The organism is Variovorax sp. J22G73 (genome assembly GCF_030317035.1).
Classification (GTDB): domain Bacteria; phylum Pseudomonadota; class Gammaproteobacteria; order Burkholderiales; family Burkholderiaceae_C; genus Variovorax.
In genome coordinates, this window is sequence record NZ_JASZYK010000002.1 from 383,220 (window position 1) to 401,517 (window position 18,298).

Here is an 18,298-nt window from a genome sequence, read left to right on the forward strand (position 1 = left end):
TCCGGCAAAGCCTAAGATTATAGCGCGAGGTTCGAGGCTATTTTGTCGAGAACCCAACCTGCCGCACATTGACCGAAAGTTGCGGTCACGCTGACCACCGATCCGTAGCCGTGGCAGTTGAGCGAACCGTCGCCTTCGATGGCGCACGACGCATCGGGCGGCGCCACGCTTTCGCGGCTGAAGACACAGGTCACGCCGATCTTCTTGCCCTCGCGCGGCGCACCGTGCTCCTTGCGCAGGCGCTGGCGAAGCTGCGCCAGCAGCGGGTCGTGCGTCACGAGCGCGAGGTCGTCGATGTCGACCTTGTGCGCCTGCCGCTTGCCACCCGCCGCTCCCACGGTCACGAACGCCGTTCGCGTTGCCCGTGCCCAGGCCGCCATGGTCAGCTTGGCCTTCACCTGGTCGCAGGCATCGATGACCGCCGTGGCCGGCCCGTTGGCGGCCTGCGCCGCCTCGAGCAATGCCGTCCAGTTGCCGGGCTCGACGAACTCGTCGATGGCGTGCACCTTGCACTCGGGGTTGATCTGCGCGATGCGGTCACGCATGGCATCGACCTTGGCTTGCCCCACGGTGGCCTCCAGCGCGTGGATCTGGCGGTTGATGTTCGACTCCGACACATGGTCGAGATCGATCATCGTCAGCCGCCCCACCCCGCTGCGCGCCAGCGCCTCGACCGCCCACGACCCCACCCCGCCGATACCCACGACCAGCACGTGCGCGTTGCGGATGCGCGCGGCACCCGCCACGCCGTACAGGCGTTCCAGCCCGCCGAAGCGGCGCGCAAAGTCGGGCGCCGCGATGTCCGTGAAGACATCCGCGGCGGCAGGAGGAGTGAGTGCGGCAGCGATGACGGCGCTCAAGCGGAAAGCTCCGCCGGCATCAGCGCAGGCGCGAGAGACGCTCGCGGCCGGCCTGCGCGGCTTCGGACTGCGGGTAGGCCTTGGTCAGGTCTTCCAGCGTGCGGCGCGCGGCGCGCGTGTCCTTCAGCTCGATCTGGCAGTTCGCGATCGACAGCACGGCCTCGGGTGCCTTGGCGTGGTCGGGCGCGAGCGAGAGCATGGAACGGAAGTTCGCGATGGCCTCGTTGTAGTTGCGCGTGGCGTACTGCGCATTGCCGAGCCAGAACAACGCCGAGGCGTTGTAGCCGCTTTGCGGGTAGCGCTTGACGAAGTCGGCGAAGGCGGTTTGCGCCTGGGCGAACTGGCCCGCGCGAAACACGCCGAGCGCGGCTTCGAAGTCGGCCTTTTCCTTCGGGTCGGCGTTGAACTCGCGGCCGTCCACGGACACCTTCGACGGCTCGCTCTGCTTGAGCTTGTCGTCGAGGCTGGTCTGGCGCGACTGCATGTCGCTCAGCGTGCGCGTGAGCTGCTCGTTCTGGCCGGTCATGCGTGCCAGGTCGCCTCGCATCTGCTCGATCTGGTTCTGCAGGTCGAGCAGGCTGCGACGCAGCTGGCCGTTTTCGTCGGTCAGCCGCTGGTCGGTCTGCTGGCGCATGGCCTCGACACGCTGGCGCAGGTCGAGGATGGCCTTGCGGGCTTCGTCATCCTCGAACAGAGCGGCCTGCGACCCCAGGGAGACGCAAAGCAAGGCCGCGGCCAGCGCCGCGCCTCGCAACACGGCGCGGGGCATCACCGGCGGTACGTGATTTCGGCGCGGCGGTTCTGCGCCCAGACTTCTTCACCCGAGCCCGTAGCGGCCGGCTTTTCCTTGCCGAAGCTCACGGCTTCGATCTGGTTGTCGCTCACGCCCAGCAGGGTCAGTGCGCGGCGCACGGCTTCGGAGCGCTTCTGGCCGAGTGCCAGGTTGTACTCGCGGCCGCCGCGTTCGTCGGTGTGACCTTCGATGGAGATGCGGCGTTGCGGGTTGGCCTTCAGGAAACGGGCATGCCCGTCGATGGCCGACTGGAATTCGGGCTTGACGGTGTAGCTGTCGTAGTCGAAGTAGATGACGCGCGCGACATTCACCGGACCTTGCGCGGTGCCCGCGTTCGGATCGATGGTGACGGGCGCCACGGTGCTTGCGCCACCTTGCGAACCACCGGCGCCGGAGCGGTCGGTCACCGGCGTGTCGTTGAGCTTCGTGCCCGACGAGCAACCAGCGATGAGGGCCACGATGGCCAGCGAATAAATAGTGCGTTTCAACATTTCGAACTCCTCAAATAAACCTTAGTCATTGCTTTTGAAACGGACCCCAGTCCGGTTCTCTTATGTCTCCCGCCTGTCCTGCCAGCCGGGCCTTTATTTTTCCATCCAGCGTGGTGGTCATCAGCGCTTCACGGCCTTGCAGCTGCGTGGCGTAGACGATCAACTTGCTGTTCGGTGCAAAACTTGGACTTTCGTCGGCGCTCGTGTCCGTGATGGCATTCACGGTGCCGGTGGCCAACTCCATCACGTGGAGTTTGAAGGCACCGCCCACACGCGAGATGTAGGCCAACCACCGGCCATCGCCGCTGACAGACGGAGAGATGTTGTAGGTGCCGCTGAAGGTCACGCGCGTCGGGTTGCCGCCGCTGGAACTCATCTTGTAGATCTGCGGCGCACCGCCGCGATCGCTCACGAAATAGATGGTGCCGCCGTCGGCCGAGTAGACCGGTTCGGTGTCGATGCTGGAGCTTTGCGTCAGGCGGCGCGGTTCGCCACCGCTGGCCGGAATGGTGAACAGCTGCGAGCCGCCGTCGCGGCTGAGCGTGACCGCCAGCGAGTTGCCATCGGGCGCCCAGGCCGGCGCGCTGTTCGAGCCCTTGAAATTCGCGAGCAGGCGGCGCTGGCCGCTGGCCACGTTGTGCACGTACACGACCGGCTTGCGCGACTCGAAGGACACGTACGCCAGCTGCTGACCGTTGGACGACCAGCAGGGCGAGATGATCGGCTCGGGGCTGGCCAGCGCGGCCTGTGCGTTCTCGCCGTCGGCATCGGCCACCCACAGCGAGTAGCGGCTGCCACCCTTGGTGACGTAGGCGATGCGCGTCGAGAAGATGCCCTTCTCGCCGGTCAGTTTCTCGTAGACGTAGTCGGCGATGCGGTGCGATGCCAGGCGCAGGTCGCCTTGCGGCACCGTGTAGCTCTGCCCCCCGAGGTCTTGCCCCTTCACCACGTCCCACAGGCGAAAGCGCACGTCGAAGCGGCCGTCGGCCAGCTTGCTGACGCTGCCCACCACGAGCGAGTCGGCGGTGCGCTGGCGCCACAGCGACAGGTCGGGGCGCGAGGCCTCGTCCAGTGCCTGGCCCGAAGCGTCGACACCGCGGAACTGGCCGCTGCGTTCCAGGTCGGCCTGGACGATGTCCGAGATCTTCTGGGGCGAGCTTTCCTGTCCCTTGAAAGGAACGAGCGCGATTGGCAACTGCGTGAGCCCGACGCCCGACACCTCGACCCGGAACTGGGCCAGTGCAGGAAGCATGGGAGTGGCAGCAAGGGCCGCAATGAGCGTGCGGCGTGCAAATAGCGATGAAGAAGGAGTTGGAATTGGAGTTGGCAACGGCTTGTTCATGCGGTTCGGAGAGGTTTCCGGCGAAAAAGTTTCTTACCGGCGTGACGGGCCACATGTTACACACTGCCCCGCAGGCGCCGTCACAAAACGTTTATCCGGCGATACGGTCCTACACAAGCCCCTGAATGCACCTAGGGACGGCCGCTGAAAAGGCCCCCCGTAGAATCCGCCGCCATGCAAGCATCCCCCGGCAGCGAGAACGCCCGCCCTCCCCTGATGCGCCGTCTGGCGCGACTCATGACATGGTTCGGCGGCTCCCGCCAGTGGTGGGCCGCGGGCCTGACCGGTGCCCTGCTGGCCGCCATCACCGAACCCCTGATGGCCGCCTTGCTCAAGCCGCTGCTCGACCGCGGCTTCAACCGCGGCCAGCTCGCCCTGTGGATCGTGCCGGCCGCCGTGCTGCTGCTGTTCGCGGTGCGCGGCCTGGCGCAGTTCATCTCTCAATATGCGCTGTCGCGCATTGCCAATGAAGGCATGCAGCGGCTGCGTCGCGTGCTGTTCGAACGGCTGATGGGCGCCGAGCTGGCGCTGTTCACGCGGCAGTCGGCCAGCGCGCTCTCCAACACCGTGGTCTACGAGGTGCAGACTGGCGCCATGCTGCTGGTGCAGGCGCTGCTCGGGCTCACGCGCGACGGCTTCACGCTGATCGCGCTGCTCGCCTACCTCGTCTACCTGAACTGGAAGCTCACGCTCATCGTCGCCTTCCTGGTGCCCAGCATCTCGTGGATCATGAAGGTGTTCTCCAAGCGCCTGTACCGCCTCACGCAGCAGGGCCAGCAGGCCACCGACGAGCTGGCCTACGTGGTCGAGGAAAACGTGCTCGCGCACCGCGTGGTTCGCCTGCACGGCGCCGAAGCCGCGCAGGGCCAGCGCTTCGAGCAGCTGAGCCAGCGCCTCAACCGGCTGGCCGTGAAGTCGACCATCGCGCAGGCCGCCACCACGCCGCTCACGCAGATGATGGCGTCGCTGGCGTTGTCGGTGGTGGTGATGATCGCGCTGTGGCAAAGCGGCGAACAGGGCCTGACCGTGGGTGGCTTCGTCGCGTACATCACGGCCATGCTGATGCTGATCGCGCCGATCCGCCGGCTGGCCGACATGGCGGCCCCCATCACGCGCGGCCTGGCCGCGCTGGAACGCGGGCTGGTGCTGATCGACGAAGTGGCGCCCGAGTCGCAGGGCAGCTTCGCGCTCGCGCACGCCCAAGGCCGCATCGAGCTGCGCAACGTGCAGGTCAACTACCGCGGCGCCGACGAGCAGCGCGCGCTCGACGGCGTCAACCTCACCATCGAGCCCGGCCAGGTCGTGGCCTTCGTCGGCCCATCGGGCTCGGGCAAGACCACGCTGGTCAACCTGCTGCCGCGCTTCGTGCAGCCCAGCGGCGGCCAGGTGCTGCTCGACGGCCACGACACCAGCGAGTGGGAGCTCAAGAGCCTGCGCGCGCAGTTCGCCATGGTGAGCCAGGACGTGGTGATGCTCAACGAGACGCTGGCCGCCAACGTGGCGCTGGGCTCGGAAATCGACCGCGAGCGCGTGCTGCAATGCATTGCCGCCGCCAACCTGAGTTCGCACGTCGCGAGCCTGCCCCAGGGCATCGACACCGTGCTGGGCCACAACGCCACGCAGCTGTCGGGCGGCCAGCGCCAGCGCCTGGCCATTGCGCGCGCGCTGTACAAGAACGCGCCGGTGCTGCTGCTCGACGAGGCCACCTCGGCGCTGGACACCGAGTCCGAGCGGCTGGTGCAGGACGCCCTGCAGCGCCTGATGCAGAACCGCACCACGCTGATCGTCGCCCACCGCCTGTCGACCATCCAGCACGCCGACCGCATCATCGTGATGGAGCAAGGCCGCATCGCGGAGCAAGGCAGCCACGAGCAGCTGATGGCGCTGGACGGGCTCTATGCGCGGCTGCAGACGCTGGCGGTGCGCAGCGCCACGCCGGGGCAGGACCCGACGCTCTAGGGCTACAGCAGCACGATGTCGTACTGTCCCTGCCCGATCGCGGGCTCGGACTGCAGCGAAATCGGCTTCCCGATGAAGTCGCTCAACCCCGCCAGGTGCTGGCTTTCCTCGTCGAGGAACAGCTCGATCACCTGCGGCGACGACACGATGCGGAACTCGCGCGGCGTGAACTGCCGGGCCTCGCGCAAGATCTCGCGCATGACGTCGTAGGCCACGCTGCGCGCGGTCTTCACGATGCCCTGCCCGCTGCAGGCCACGCAGGGCTCGCACAGCATGTGGGCCAGCGATTCGCGGGTGCGCTTGCGCGTCATCTCGACCAGCCCGAGCTGCGAGAAACCGCCCGCCGTGGTCTTCACGCGGTCACGCGCGAGCTGCTTGCGGAACTCGCCCAGCACCTGCTCGCGGTGGTCGTCGCGCGCCATGTCGATGAAGTCGACGATGATGATTCCGCCCAGGTTGCGCAGGCGCAGCTGCCGTGCTATGGCCTGCGCCGCCTCGAGGTTGGTCTTGAAGATGGTGTCGTCGAAATTGCGCGCGCCGACGAAGCCGCCGGTGTTCACGTCGACGGTAGTCAGCGCCTCGGTCTGGTCGACCACGAGGTAGCCGCCCGACTTGAGCTCCACGCGCCGTCCCAGCGCCTTGGCGATTTCCTCGTCGACCGAATACAAGTCGAAGATCGGCCGCTCGCCCTTGTAGTGCTGCAGCTTGCCCGCGGCCTTCGGCATGAATTCGAGACCGAACTTCAGCAGCACCTCGAACTGCTCGCGCGAGTCGATGCGGATGGTCTGCGTGTCTTCGCTGGTCATGTCGCGCAGCACGCGCTGCAGCAGGCTCAAGTCCTGGTGCAGCAGCGACATCGCGGGCATGCGCATGGAGGCGTCGCGAATGCGCGACCAGGTCTTGCGCAGGTAGCCGATGTCTTCGGCCAGCTCGGGGTCGCTGGAGTCTTCGCCGTTGGTGCGCAGGATGAAGCCGCCGGTGTTGGCCGGCACCACGCCGCCGCTGTCGGCCGCCGCCGCGGCCTCGATCAGCGCCAGCATGCGGGTGCGCAGCGACTCGCGCTGGTCCGACGGAATCTTCTGCGACACGCCGATGTGGTTGTCCTGCGGCAGGAACACCAGCAGCCGGCCGGCGATGCTGATCTGCGTGGACAGCCGCGCGCCCTTGGTGCCGATGGGGTCCTTGATGACCTGCACCAGCAGCGACTGGCCTTCGAACACCTGCTTCTCGATCGGCACCATGGGTCCGCCGTTGCGGTGGTCGCGCTCGGGCGCGGGCGCGCTCGGGCGCGAGCCCGGCGTGAACGGCGCGACGATGTCGGCCACGTGCAGGAAGGCGGTGCGCTCCAGGCCGATGTCGATGAAGGCCGACTGCATGCCCGGCAGCACGCGCGACACCTTGCCCAGGTAGATGTTGCCGACCAACCCGCGCTCGAGCGTGCGCTCGACGTGCAGCTCTTGCACCGCGCCGTGCTCGACCAGCGCCACACGGGTCTCCTGCGGGGACCAGTTGATCAGGATGTCTTGCATGGAATTCTTAGGTAGTAAAACCGGCGCCTCGAAGCAGCTCTGCGGTCTCGAACATGGGAAGGCCCATGATGCCCGAATAGGACCCGCTGATGTGCTCGATGAAGGCGGCCGCGGCGCCCTGGATCGCATAGGCCCCGGCCTTGCCCAGCGGCTCGCCGCTGTGCGCGTAGCGCGCGACCTGCGCGTCGGTGATCTTGGCGAAGCGCACGCGCGAGACGCTGAGCGCCGCGAAACGCTGCGCGCCGTGCTGCAGCGCCACCGCGGTCAGCACGCGGTGCGTGGCGCCTGAGAGCAGCAGCAGCATGCGCGCCGCGTCCTGCTCGTCCTCGGGCTTGCCGAGAATGGTGCGGCCCAGCGCCACCGTGGTGTCGGCGCAAAGCACCGGCGCCTTGGCCAGGCCGCGGCGGTGCAGGCGCGCCACGGCGGCGTCGAGCTTGAGCGCGGTCACGCGCTGCACGTAGGTGGCGGGCGCCTCGTTGGGCAGCACGGCTTCGAGCGATTCGGCGTCTTCGCTGGCATCGGCCAGCAGCAGCGCATGGCGAACGCCGAGTTGGCCGAGCAGCTGGGCGCGGCGCGGGCTTTGCGAGGCGAGGTAGATGAAGTCCGGCAAGGTTCAGTTCTCCTGGTGCGGCGGCGGGCTGCCGGCCACTGTGCGGTTCCAGACCAGGCCGTGCGGCAGGCGTTCGGGTCCGAATAGAAAGTGAAGCACGCGCCGCCGCGCAGGCGACCGGGCGCGCGACGATGCGTGCAGCAGCAAGGGGCGCATCAGCAAGGCGTCGCCGCGTGCGGCAGTGCAGATGGTTTCGCCATGCGCGCTGCGCAGGGCCTGCGCCGCGTCAGCGTCCAGGCGCCCCGCGCGATGGCTGCCTGGCACGACGCGCAAGGGACCGGCATCGGCCCCGCAATCGTCGAGGTGCACGCGCACGGCCAGCAGCGATTGCAGCACGTCGACCGGCGGCTGCACATAGGGCTCGCCTTCTTTCAACACGCTCGCCATGCCATTGGCCGACGCGGGAATCGAGGTGTCCTGGTGCAGCGCGACGAGCCAGTTCTTGTCGGCCGTCTTGTCGAACAAGGTGCACTGCACCGCGACCGAAGCCGTGTCGAGCAGGCCCAGGGCGGTCAATCGGGTGTTCAGCCAGGCCGCCATTGCCAGGCATTGCGGATGGGCGAGCAGGTTGCGGCTGCCTGCGGACTGGCCGAGCCAGCGGTCGAGCGATTGCGACGTCTCGTCGAGCAGATCGGGTGGCAACAACGCCGGATGCAACGTCGACAAAAGCGCGTGCCCCTTTTCCTCCAGCCACGCAGCCTGCCCGTCGGCGCCTGTCATTCGCGGTGGTAAGGATGACCCGCGTTGACCGACCATGCCCGGTACAGCTGCTCCACCAGCAGCACCCGCGCCATCGCGTGCGGCAGCGTCAGGTCGGACAGGCGGATGCGCTCGTGCGCCGCGGCCTTGAAGGCCGGGTCGAGGCCGTCGGGGCCGCCGATGACCAGGGCGACGTCGTCACCCTCGCCTTGCCAGGTCTGCAGCCGCGAGGCGAGCGCCTTGGTGGTCAGCGCCGTGCCGCGCTCGTCGAGCGCCACGATGCGCATGCCGCGCGCAATGGCGCCCTCGATGCGTTCACGCTCGGCCGCGTACAGCGTTTCCAGGGTCTTGGAGCCGCGCGGCTCCGTCTTGACGGCGCGCAGCTCGAGCTTGAGCTCGGGCGGGAAGCGCTTGGCGTAGTCGTCCCAGGCGGTCTGCGCCCAATCGGGCATGCGCTGCCCGACGGCGACCACCAGGAGCTTCATGCGCGGCGGGCGGGTGCCTTCTTGGCAGGCGCCTTCTTGGCTGCCGCGGGCCGGGCTGCCGCCGGCTTGGAGGCCGCGGACTTGGCAGCAACCTTCTTGGCGGCGGGCTTGCCCACCACCTTGACGGGCACGCGCGCGGTGGTGCCCGTCTTGCGGGCGGGCGCCTTCCTGGCTGCGGTCTTGGCGGCCGTATTGCCGGCCGTCTTGGAAGTCAGCTTGCGGGCCGGTGCCTTGGCGGCCTTGGCTTCTTGCTCCGCCGCGCGGATGGCGGTCTTGGCGGCGCTCGAGCGGCGCAGCGTCGGTTCCTTGGCGGCGGGCTTCTTCTTGCCCGTGGGCTCGTCGGCCACCGACGAACTGGTCGACGCGGCCGGCTTGGCGGCGCCGAGCTTGGCGCGCACCGGCTTGTCGCCCCAGATCTCTTCCAGGTGGTAGTACTGGCGGATGGCGGGCTGCATGATGTGCGCCACGGCGGCGCCGCAGTCCACGATGATCCACTCGCCGTTTTCCTCGCCCTCGATGCGTGGCTTGCCGAAACCGGCTTCGCGCACCGCGTCACGCACGCTGGCGGCCAGCGCCTTGGTCTGGCGGTTGGAGGTGCCCGACGCCACGATCACGCGCTCGAACAGCGGCGACAGATGTTCTGTGTCGAATACCTGGATGTCCTGCGCCTTGACGTCTTCGAGACCATCGATGATGGCTCGCTGGAGTTTCTGGGTGTCTTTCTTGGCGGCGGCTTCAGTGGTCATCAGGCAGAGCGGTAGAGGTGGTGTTGGTCAATATAGCGTGCAACGGAGGGCGGAACCAGCGAGGAAATGTCCACGCCCAGTGCCGCGCGCCGCCGAACTTCGGTGGCGCTGGTGTCCATGAGTGGCAATTCGAGCGCCTCGAAACGCGCGCCCGCCGGGAGGCCGGGCAGCATTTTCGGATCAAAACGAGCAGTGTCGCCCGTCGATAGTGCGCGATACGCTACAGAAACGATAGCAGTGCGGAGTATATCCTGCCAGCCGTGCCAGCTCGGCAGGGCCGTTGCCTGGTCGGCGCCCATGATCAACACGAGCTGTGCGCCGGGCTGTTCGCGCTGCAGTTCGTGCAGGGTGTCGAGCGTATAGGTGGGGCCGTCGCGCAACACTTCGCGGCTATCGACCACGACGGTGCCCTGGAGCCCGGCGAACGCCAGCCGCGTCATCGCGAGGCGGTCTTCCTTCGGTGTGAGCGTGCGGCTCTTGTGCCAGGCCTGCCCCGTGGGAATGACGTGCAGCTCGGCCAGGTCGAGCTGCGCCAACGCGGCCTCGGCCAACGCCACATGGGCGTTGTGCGGTGGGTCGAACGCACCACCGAAAACACCGATGCGCGCAGCCTTGCCGGAAGCGTTCACAGCCAGTCGCGCCGCACGATGAAGTCGCTGTACAGCGCGGCTTCGGGGCTGCCCGCCTCGGGCTGTTGCTGGTAGGCCCAGCTCGCCAGCGGCGGCATCGACAGCAGGATCGATTCGGTGCGCCCGCCGGACTGCAGCCCGAAGTGCGTGCCGCGGTCCCACACCAGGTTGAACTCGACGTAGCGGCCGCGGCGGTAGAGCTGGAAGTTGCGCTCCCGCTCGGTGTAGGCCATGTCGCGCCGACGTTCAACGAGCGGCAGGTACGCCGGCAGAAAGCCGTCGCCCACCGAGCGCATCAGCGCGAAGCCGTTGTCGAAGCCGCCTTCGGAAAAGTCGTCGAAGAAGATGCCACCCACGCCGCGTTGCTCGTTGCGGTGCTTCAAGAAGAAATACTCGTCGCACCATGTCTTGAAGCGCGGGTACTTGTCTTCTCCGAACGGCGCGAGCGCGTCGCGGCAAGCCGTGTGGAAGTGCACCGCGTCTTCCTCGAAGCCGTAGCAAGGCGTGAGGTCCATGCCGCCGCCGAACCAGCAGACCGGCTCGCCACCGTCGGGCAATGCGGCGAGCATGCGCACGTTCATGTGAACGATGGGCACGTAAGGGTTGCGCGGGTGGAACACCAGCGACACGCCCATCGCCTCGAAGGGCGCGCCCGACAGCTCGGGCCGGTTCTGCGTGGCCGAAGGCGGCAGCCTCGGGCCGCGCACCTGCGAGAAGCCGCACCCCGCGCGCTCGAAGAGTTCGCCGCCTTCGAGGATGCAGGTGAGCCCCTGGCCTTGCAGCGGCTCGCCCGGCGCCTTCTGCCAGGCATCGCGAACGCAGGTGCCGCCATCGGCCTGCTCGACCGCCGCGACGATCGACTGCTGCAGTCCGCGCAGGTAGTCGCCGACAGCGGCCGGGTCGGTGTGCTGCATCAGGCGCTGGGGGTGTTGCGCGCGTGGAGCGCGCGGAATCCGATGTCCTTGCGGTACTGCGCGCCGTCGAAATTGACGCGCGCCGCCACCTCGTACACACGCTGCTGCGCGAGCTTCACGCTGTCGGCCAGCACGGTCACGCAAAGCACGCGGCCGCCGCTGGTCTTGAGCTCGCCGTTTTCCAGCGTGGTGCCGGCATGGAACACCACCGCGTCGGGCGTCTCGGCCGGAATGCCGGTGATGCGGTCGCCCTTGCGCGGCGAGAGCGGGTAGCCATGCGCGGCCATGACCACGCCCAGCGCCACGCGGCGGTCCCACTGCAGCTCGACCTGGTCGAGCGTGCCGTCGGTGGCGTGCCAGAACACCTCGAACAGGTCGGACTTCAGGCGCATCATGATCGGCTGCGTCTCGGGGTCGCCCATGCGGCAGTTGAACTCCAGCGTCTTCGGGTGGCCGGCCGCGTCGATCATCAGGCCGGCGTACAGGAAGCCGGTGTACGGAATGCCGTCCTTCTCCATGCCGCGGATGGTCGGAAGGATGATTTCGCGCATCGCGCGCGCATGCACCTCGGCGGTGACCACCGGCGCGGGCGAATACGCGCCCATGCCGCCGGTGTTGGGGCCTTCGTCGTTGTCGAGCAGGCGCTTGTGGTCCTGGCTGGTGGCCAGGGCGGTCACGTTCTTGCCGTCGCACAGCACGATGAAGCTGGCTTCCTCGCCCTGCAGGAACTCTTCGATGACGACACGCGCACCGCCCTCGTTGTGCGACACGCCGAACTTGTTGTCGACCAGCATGAAGTCGACCGCCTCGTGCGCTTCCTGCGCGGTCATGGCAACCACCACGCCCTTGCCGGCAGCCAGGCCGTCGGCCTTGACGACGATGGGCGCGCCCTTGGCGTCGATGTACGCGTGCGCCGCGGCGGCGTCGGTGAAGGCCTCGTACTCGGCCGTCGGGATCTTGTGGCGCTTCATGAACGCCTTGGAAAACGCCTTGGAGCTCTCGAGCTGCGCGGCCGCCTGCGTCGGGCCGAAGATGCGCAGGCCGTGCGCACGAAACTCGTCCACCACGCCCGCCGCCAGCGGCGCCTCGGGGCCGACCACGGTCAGCGCGATCTTTTCCTTGATGGCCCACTCGCGCAGCGCGGCGGGCTCGGTGATGTCGATGCAGTCGTAGCGCGTGTCGGTGGCGGTGCCGCCGTTGCCGGGCGCCACGTACACGCGGCTCACCCGCGTGGCCTGCGACAGACGCCACGCCAGAGCGTGTTCACGGCCCCCTCCTCCAATTACCAGTACCTTCATTCGCGGGCCTTCATTTCTCTCTGAGATTCAAAACAATCACGGGTGCCGACTCGATCACTCGGACAGCGACGCGTTGTGGAACACGTCCTGCACATCGTCCAGGTCCTCGAGCACGTCGAGCAGCTTCTGCATTCTTGCGGCGTCTTCGCCGGTCACGTCGACGGTGTTTTCCGCGCGCATGGTCACTTCGGCGGCGTCGGGCTTCAGGCCGGCGGCCTCCAGCGCGTTCTTCACGGCCTCGAAGTCGGCCACGGCGGTGATCACCTCGATGGCGCCGTCGTCGTCGGTGACCACGTCTTCGGCGCCCGCTTCCAGCGCCACTTCCATCACCTTGTCTTCGCTGGTGCCCGGCGCGAAGATGATCTGGCCGCAGTGCTTGAACTGGAAGGCCACCGAGCCTTCGGTGCCCATGTTGCCGCCGTGCTTGGAGAAGGCGTGGCGCACTTCGGCCACGGTGCGCACGCGGTTGTCGGTCATGGTGTCGACGATGATCGCCGCGCCGCCGATGCCATACCCTTCGTAACGAATTTCTTCGTAGTTGACGCCTTCGAGGTTGCCCGTGGCCTTGTCGATGTTGCGCTTGATGGTGTCGATCGGCAGGTTCACCGCCTTGGCCTTTTCGACCGCCAGCCGCAGCCGGGGGTTGGAACCCAGGTCAGCGCCGCCGGCGCGGGCGGCCACGGTGATTTCGCGGATGGCGCGGGTCCAGAGCTTGCCGCGCTTCTCGTCCTGGCGGCCCTTCCGGTGCTGAATATTTGCCCACTTGCTGTGTCCGGCCATGGCTTTCTATCTCGCTGTCTTGTGTTTTCAAAGCAAGCGCCGAGTTTACTGTCCGGCGCGCACAACGCCCGGGCGGACCCGGGATTTCGGCTCGGGCCTTTTGGTGATAATCGTTCGATGACGCCATCGCCTTCCGTAGCGCCAGGGAATTCCGAGACCCTGCCGCCCCACGCTCCACTGCCGCTGTACTACAAGACCGAGGCGGAGCACCAGGCGTTCCTGCTGCGCATCTTCGACAGCACCGCCGCCGACTACGACCGCATCGAGAGCGTGCTGGCCTTCGGCACCGGCCCCTCGTACCGCCGCGCGGCGCTGCGCCAGGCCGGCCTGACGCCAGGCGCCCAGGTGCTGGACGTGGGCATCGGCACCGGGCTCGTCGCACGCGAGGCGCTCAAGCTCATCGGCTCCACCGGCCAGCTCGTGGGCGTCGACCCCAGCGCCGGCATGATGAGCCAGGTCAAGCTGCCCGGCGTCGAGCTGCTGCGCGGCGTGGCCGAAAACCTGCCCCGTCCCGACGCCAGCTGCGACTTCGTGAGCATGGGCTACGCCATGCGCCACATCAGCGACGTCGCGGCCGCCTTCAGCGAATTCCACCGCGTGCTGCGTCCCGGCGGGCGCGTGGCGGTGCTGGAAATCACCAAGCCCGAAGGCCGCGTCGCAACGGCGCTGCTCAAGGGCTACATGCGTGCCGTGGTGCCGCTGATTGCCCGCGTGGTCGGGCGCCAGCGCAACACCTCGGAACTGTGGCGCTATTACTGGGACACCATCGAGGCCTGCATTCCGCCCGAGCGGGTGATGCAGGCGCTGGCCGCCGCGGGCTTTCGCGACGTGCAGCGCCATGCCAGCCTCGGCGTGTTTTCCGCCTATACCGCCATCAAACCAGAACCCATCCCAGAGGCCAGGTGACAGTGCGAGCTCAGGACCCCAACTCCTCCCAACTCTCTTCCCATCTGCGCGTCGAGCGCCTTTCGTTGCCGGACAGCCTCGCGCTGGCCACCCACGGCAAGGCGCCCTTCGCGGCCCTGGGCTACGGCACGCCGCACGGCGTGGCCTGGATGCCGACCGTGAACGCCCGCGTGCTGTCCACGCAAGGCGCCATGGCCGACGTGTGGCACGTGAGCGGCCCGCACATCGAGTCGGGCACCACCGGCATCGCGCGCTGGCGCACCGACGGCCACTGGCTGCTGGGCGCCATCGACCTGAACGAAGCGGCCGAGCAGCAGGGCCTGGCCGAGCTGGCGCACCGCGCCTACCGCGACCTGTTCAAGACGCTGGACCAGGCCGGCGCGCCGCACCTGCAGCGCATCTGGAACTACCTGCCGCAGATCAACGCCGACGGCGGCGGGCTGGAGCGCTACCGCCAGTTCAACCTGGGCCGGCAAGAGGCCTTCCTGGAAGCCGGCCGCGCCGCCTTCGAAGGCGCCCCCGCAGCCTGCGCCCTGGGCATTCACCAGGGCTCGCTGTCGATCCGCTTCCTGGCCGGCCAGCAGGCGCCGCTGCCGCTGGAAAATCCGCGCCAGGTCTCGGCCTACCGCTACCCCGAAACCTACGGCCCGCGCTCGCCGACCTTTTCGCGCGCCGCGCTGGCGGACATCGGCGACGGCAACATCGCCCTGTTCATCTCGGGCACGGCGAGCATCGTCGGCCACGAAACCGTGCACCACGGCGACGTGCTGGAGCAAACCCGCGAAACGCTGCGCAACCTGCAGGCGGTGGTCGATGCCGCCAACGCGCGCGGCACGGCGAAGTTCGCCCTGGCCGAGCTCGACTGCGTGGTCTACGTGCGGCACCCGTCGGACACCGAGGCCGTGCGCAGCGTGCTCGAAGACACGCTGGGCGCCGACGCTCCCATGGCGCGCCATGCGGTGTACCTCGAGGCGGACATCTGCCGCGCCGACCTGCTGGTCGAGATCGAGGCCCACACGGTGGCGGCCGGTCAGCTGCGGGCCTGAGCGGTCGTTGTCCGACCGTGTGCAGTCCGATTGCCTGATCCAATGATTCGCGTGCTGCGCTTCATCACGTCGATCCTCACGTCGATTCCGCTCGCGTTGATGCTCTACGCGCTGCTGCTGTTCCTGGGCCTCATCTCCCTGGTGTGGAACGTGGTCGCCATGCTGCTCTACCCCGTGATGCCGGTGGCGCCGGCGCGCGCGCTGGGGCGCACCACCATCGCCTTTGCCTACCGCATGTTCTGGTGGCTGGCCTCGGTGACCGGCATGATGCGCATCGACGCCTCGTGCCTCGACCCGATGCGCAAGGAGCCCGGCGTGATCTTCGTGGCCAACCACCCGACCATGCTCGACGCCCTGCTGCTGGTGGCGCGGCTGCCGCGCAGCGCCTGCATCATGAAGGCCGACCTGATGGGCAACATCTTTCTCGGCGCCGGCGCCCGGCTGGCGCGCTACATCAGCAACAAGTCGGCGCGCACCATGGTGCGACTGGCAGTGAACGACCTGCGCAACGGCGGGCAGCTGGTGGTTTTTCCTGAAGGCACGCGCACCGTGACGCCGCCGCTCAACCCGTTTCGCCCCGGCACCACGCTGATCGCCAAGCTGGCGCAGGCGCCCATCCAGACCGTGTTCATCGACACCGACTCGCCCTACCTCGGCAAGGGCTGGCCGCTGTGGCGCGTGCCGCCGCTGCCCATCGTGTTCACGCTGCGGCTGGGCAAGCGCTTCGCGCCCACGCAGGACAGCGACGTGCTGCAGGCCGACCTGGAACAGTACTTTCGCCAAAACCTCGAACAGCGCGCTACAGACGCGTCTCCCGAATGCCAGACGCCTCGCGCACACACCTTGTCCTGATCCCCAGCTACAACACGGGCGAACGCCTGTTCTCGACCGTTGCCGCCGCGCGCGCGCAATGGAACCCCGTGTGGGTGGTGGTCGACGGCAGCGACGATGGCACCGGCGAGCGGCTGCAGCAACTGGCCGCCGGCGACCCGGGCCTGCGCGTGTGGGTGCTGCCGCAGAACCAGGGCAAGGGCTCGGCCGTGCTGCACGGCCTGCGCGCCGCCAAGGATGCCGGGTTCACGCATGCGCTGACCATGGACTCCGACGGCCAGCACCCGGCTGACCTGATTCCCGAATTCATGAACGCCTCGCTGGCGCGGCCCGAGACCATGGTGCTCGGCCGCCCGGTGTTCGACGCCAGCGCGCCGCTGCTGCGCGTGCGCGGGCGGCGCGTGTCGAACGGATGGACCCAGCTGGAGACCCTGTTCGCCGGCGTCGGCGATTCGCTCTACGGCTTTCGCGTGTACCCGGTGGCCGACCTGATTGCCGTGATGCAGCGCCAGCCGTGGATGCGGCGCTTCGACTTCGACACTGAAGCGGTGGTGCGGCTGGCCTGGCGCGGCGTGAAGCCGGTGAACATCGATGCGCCGGTGAAATACCTGACGGCGGAGGAAGGCGGCGTGTCGCACTTCCGCTATGGGCGAGACAACGTGCTGCTGACGTGGATGCACGCGCGGCTGATGGTGGAGTTCGTGCTGCGGCTGCCGGGGCTGGTGGTTCGCAAGCTGGCGAAGAAGGCGCCGTTTCAGGATTGATTTTTGGGGGTCGGTGCGGACGGCAGTGTGGAAGGTTGAGGCTGCTGCCCTCACCCCAGCCCTCTCCCGCGAGCGGGAGAGGGAGCAATACCGGGGAGTCGGAGAACAGGCGCCGATGCCGCCGCGTTGTCCCCTCTCCCGCTCGCGGGAGAGGGCTAGGGTGAGGGTGGTGCCTCCGGAAAAGCACGCGCCCAAATTCAGCCTGACGCCCCCACAGCCGCCCCACCCAACGCCTTGTAAAGCGTCATCGTCGCATTCAGCTGATTCAACCGATTCAGCGCCAGCGACACCTCCGCCGTGCGCCGCCGGTCCTTCGCATCCAGCACCGGCTGCAACGCCGTCGCCCCCGCGCGGTAGCGCACCTCCGACAAGCGCTCCGCGCGTTGCGCTTCCTGCAGCGCCAGCGCGAGCTTCTCGCTCTCGGCGCGCAACTGCGTGCGTGACGACAGCGCGTTCTCCACCTCCGACAGCGCCGTGTACAACGACTGCCGAAAGCCCACCACCGCCTCCTCGTACTGCGTCTGCGAAACGCCCACGCTCAGCCGCGCGGTGTTCCATTGCAGAAACGGCAAGGCCAGCCCGGCACCGAGCGTCGCCACCGGGTTCTTCAGCAGTTCGCCCAACGCGGTGCTCGAAGTGCCCAGCGACCCGGTGAGGCTCAGCGCCGGATAGAACCCGGTGCGCGTCGCATCGACGTTCGCGAGCGCCGCGCCCAGCCGCTGCTCCGCCGCGCGCAGGTCCGGCCGGCGGCCCAGCAAGCTCGCGGGCACGTCGGCGTCGATCGCGGGCAAGGCGATGTCCGGCAAGCTCGGCGGCTCGACCGCCATCGGCTCCGGTGGCCGGTCGAACAGGATGGCCAGCGCGTTGCGCGCCTCCACGCGCTGCTGCAGCAGCTGCGTGTGTGCCGCCTCCTGCGTGGCCAGGTTCTGGCCGGCCTGCGCCACGTCCAGCCCCGACACCGCGCCCGCCGCGTACTTCACGCGCACCAGCGCAAGGATGCGCCGGCCGTCTTCCATGCCCGCCTCGCTCAACGCGATGCGCTGGTTGAGGTAGCCGGTCTGCCAATAAAGGCCGGCCGTGGTGCCCACCAGCGCGAGCGCCGTGGCCTGGCGGTCGGATTCGGTCGCCTTCAGCGCCCAGTCGGCCGCGCTGCGCTGCGCCGACAGCCGCCCCCACAGGTCGATCTCGTAGTTCAGGCTCAGCAGCGAATTCGATGCCGACCCGGCCACGCCGCCGCGCTTCAGGTCGTAGCTGCGCGAAGTGCTGGCCTGCCCCGCCACCGCCGGCGTGAGGTTCGTGTTCGCCAGCCCCGCCTGCAGCTGCGCGCGTTGCACGCGAATGCCCGCGGCGGCCAGGTCGTTGTTGGTGCGCAGTGCGTCGTCGATGAGCCGGTCGAGCTGCGCGTCGTTGAACGCCGCCCACCAGTTCGCGGAGAGCACCGTTGATGCGCTTCCCTCGCTCCCCGCGCCACCTTGCTGCCAGGCCTGCGGAACGTCGAGCGGACGCTGCACCCGCTGCTCCGGCTGGAACAGCGTGCAGCCGTTCAGCAGCAGCACCGCCGCGGCCACCGTGGAGAGAAGGCGGGAGCTCTTCACGCTGTTCACGTCGATCACCCC

At 68.2% G+C, this 18,298-nt stretch carries 19 protein-coding genes; 5 read left to right on the forward strand and 14 right to left on the reverse strand.

Annotated features, from left to right (window positions below):
- Positions 1 to 17: 17 nt before the first annotated feature.
- The 4 genes from QTI51_RS09735 to tolB are packed head-to-tail and all read right to left on the reverse strand — an operon-like array spanning position 18 to position 3,486.
- Positions 18 to 860 (reverse strand): tRNA threonylcarbamoyladenosine dehydratase, encoded by an 843-nt coding sequence (locus tag QTI51_RS09735; RefSeq protein WP_116907555.1) that lies wholly within the window; start codon positions 858 to 860, stop codon positions 18 to 20.
- A 19-nt stretch (positions 861 to 879) separates the two neighbouring features.
- The gene (gene ybgF / locus QTI51_RS09740; protein ID WP_116907554.1) at positions 880 to 1,629 is read right to left on the reverse strand and encodes a tol-pal system protein YbgF; all 750 of its coding nucleotides are present in this window, start codon (positions 1,627 to 1,629) and stop codon (positions 880 to 882) included.
- A complete protein-coding gene (pal, locus tag QTI51_RS09745; RefSeq protein WP_116907553.1) occupies positions 1,629 to 2,144 on the reverse strand; it encodes a peptidoglycan-associated lipoprotein Pal in 516 nt (171 codons plus the stop codon). The genes ybgF and pal overlap by 1 nt, the downstream gene beginning before the upstream one ends.
- 25 nt (positions 2,145 to 2,169) lie before the next feature.
- On the reverse strand, positions 2,170 to 3,486 hold the full coding sequence (gene tolB, locus QTI51_RS09750) for a Tol-Pal system beta propeller repeat protein TolB (RefSeq protein ID WP_116907552.1): 1,317 nt from the start codon (positions 3,484 to 3,486) through the stop codon (positions 2,170 to 2,172).
- A gap of 174 nt (positions 3,487 to 3,660) precedes the next feature.
- Between tolB and msbA the strand changes: the two genes are divergently transcribed.
- Positions 3,661 to 5,445: a lipid A export permease/ATP-binding protein MsbA gene (msbA, locus tag QTI51_RS09755; RefSeq protein ID WP_116907551.1), complete on the forward strand. Its 1,785-nt coding sequence runs from the start codon at positions 3,661 to 3,663 to the stop codon at positions 5,443 to 5,445.
- A 2-nt stretch (positions 5,446 to 5,447) separates the two neighbouring features.
- Here msbA and rng read toward each other — a convergent pair whose 3' ends face one another.
- Genes rng through QTI51_RS09800 form a run of 9 tightly spaced genes read right to left on the reverse strand, consistent with a single transcriptional unit; the run spans position 5,448 to position 13,135 of the window.
- Positions 5,448 to 6,974: a ribonuclease G gene (rng, locus tag QTI51_RS09760; protein ID WP_116907550.1), complete on the reverse strand. Its 1,527-nt coding sequence runs from the start codon at positions 6,972 to 6,974 to the stop codon at positions 5,448 to 5,450.
- Between the two features lie 7 nt (positions 6,975 to 6,981).
- Positions 6,982 to 7,584 (reverse strand): Maf family protein, encoded by a 603-nt coding sequence (locus tag QTI51_RS09765; RefSeq protein ID WP_116907549.1) that lies wholly within the window; start codon positions 7,582 to 7,584, stop codon positions 6,982 to 6,984.
- Positions 7,585 to 7,587: 3 nt separating this feature from the next.
- A complete protein-coding gene (locus QTI51_RS09770; RefSeq protein ID WP_116907548.1) occupies positions 7,588 to 8,304 on the reverse strand; it encodes a phytanoyl-CoA dioxygenase family protein in 717 nt (238 codons plus the stop codon).
- Entirely contained in the window at positions 8,301 to 8,768 is a 468-nt protein-coding gene (gene rlmH / locus QTI51_RS09775) for a 23S rRNA (pseudouridine(1915)-N(3))-methyltransferase RlmH (RefSeq protein ID WP_116907547.1), read from the reverse strand. The genes QTI51_RS09770 and rlmH overlap by 4 nt, the downstream gene beginning before the upstream one ends.
- Positions 8,765 to 9,514 (reverse strand): ribosome silencing factor, encoded by a 750-nt coding sequence (gene rsfS, locus QTI51_RS09780; RefSeq protein WP_116907546.1) that lies wholly within the window; start codon positions 9,512 to 9,514, stop codon positions 8,765 to 8,767. Before rsfS ends, rlmH begins: the two co-directional genes overlap by 4 nt.
- Positions 9,514 to 10,143 carry a nicotinate (nicotinamide) nucleotide adenylyltransferase gene (gene nadD, locus QTI51_RS09785; RefSeq protein WP_116907545.1) on the reverse strand — a complete coding sequence of 210 codons (630 nt, stop codon included), beginning with the start codon at positions 10,141 to 10,143 and terminating at the stop codon, positions 9,514 to 9,516. The genes rsfS and nadD overlap by 1 nt, the downstream gene beginning before the upstream one ends.
- Positions 10,140 to 11,057, reverse strand: a complete 918-nt coding sequence (gene hemF / locus QTI51_RS09790; protein WP_116907544.1) for an oxygen-dependent coproporphyrinogen oxidase — start codon at positions 11,055 to 11,057, stop codon at positions 10,140 to 10,142. Before hemF ends, nadD begins: the two co-directional genes overlap by 4 nt.
- Positions 11,057 to 12,355, reverse strand: coding sequence for a phosphoribosylamine--glycine ligase (gene purD / locus QTI51_RS09795; protein WP_116907543.1), 1,299 nt, complete (start codon positions 12,353 to 12,355; stop codon positions 11,057 to 11,059). Before purD ends, hemF begins: the two co-directional genes overlap by 1 nt.
- Positions 12,356 to 12,409: 54 nt before the next feature.
- Positions 12,410 to 13,135, reverse strand: coding sequence for a YebC/PmpR family DNA-binding transcriptional regulator (locus QTI51_RS09800; RefSeq protein ID WP_116907542.1), 726 nt, complete (start codon positions 13,133 to 13,135; stop codon positions 12,410 to 12,412).
- 117 nt (positions 13,136 to 13,252) lie between these two features.
- Here QTI51_RS09800 and QTI51_RS09805 point away from each other — a divergent pair, with 117 nt between their 5' ends.
- From QTI51_RS09805 to QTI51_RS09820, 4 genes are all read left to right on the forward strand, one after another.
- Positions 13,253 to 14,041 (forward strand): class I SAM-dependent methyltransferase, encoded by a 789-nt coding sequence (locus QTI51_RS09805; RefSeq protein ID WP_116907541.1) that lies wholly within the window; start codon positions 13,253 to 13,255, stop codon positions 14,039 to 14,041.
- A 65-nt stretch (positions 14,042 to 14,106) separates the two neighbouring features.
- Entirely contained in the window at positions 14,107 to 15,087 is a 981-nt protein-coding gene (locus QTI51_RS09810) for a chorismate transformation FkbO/Hyg5 family protein (protein ID WP_286515877.1), read from the forward strand.
- 42 nt (positions 15,088 to 15,129) lie between these two features.
- Complete coding sequence (locus QTI51_RS09815) at positions 15,130 to 15,939, forward strand: lysophospholipid acyltransferase family protein (RefSeq protein WP_116907540.1); 810 nt, start codon at positions 15,130 to 15,132, stop codon at positions 15,937 to 15,939.
- Positions 15,906 to 16,682: a glycosyltransferase family 2 protein gene (locus tag QTI51_RS09820; protein ID WP_116907539.1), complete on the forward strand. Its 777-nt coding sequence runs from the start codon at positions 15,906 to 15,908 to the stop codon at positions 16,680 to 16,682. Before QTI51_RS09815 ends, QTI51_RS09820 begins: the two co-directional genes overlap by 34 nt.
- A 197-nt stretch (positions 16,683 to 16,879) precedes the next feature.
- Here the strand turns inward: QTI51_RS09820 and QTI51_RS09825 are convergent, their stop codons facing one another.
- On the reverse strand, positions 16,880 to 18,277 hold the full coding sequence (locus QTI51_RS09825) for an efflux transporter outer membrane subunit (RefSeq protein ID WP_116907859.1): 1,398 nt from the start codon (positions 18,275 to 18,277) through the stop codon (positions 16,880 to 16,882).
- Between the last annotated feature and the right edge of the window lie 21 nt (positions 18,278 to 18,298).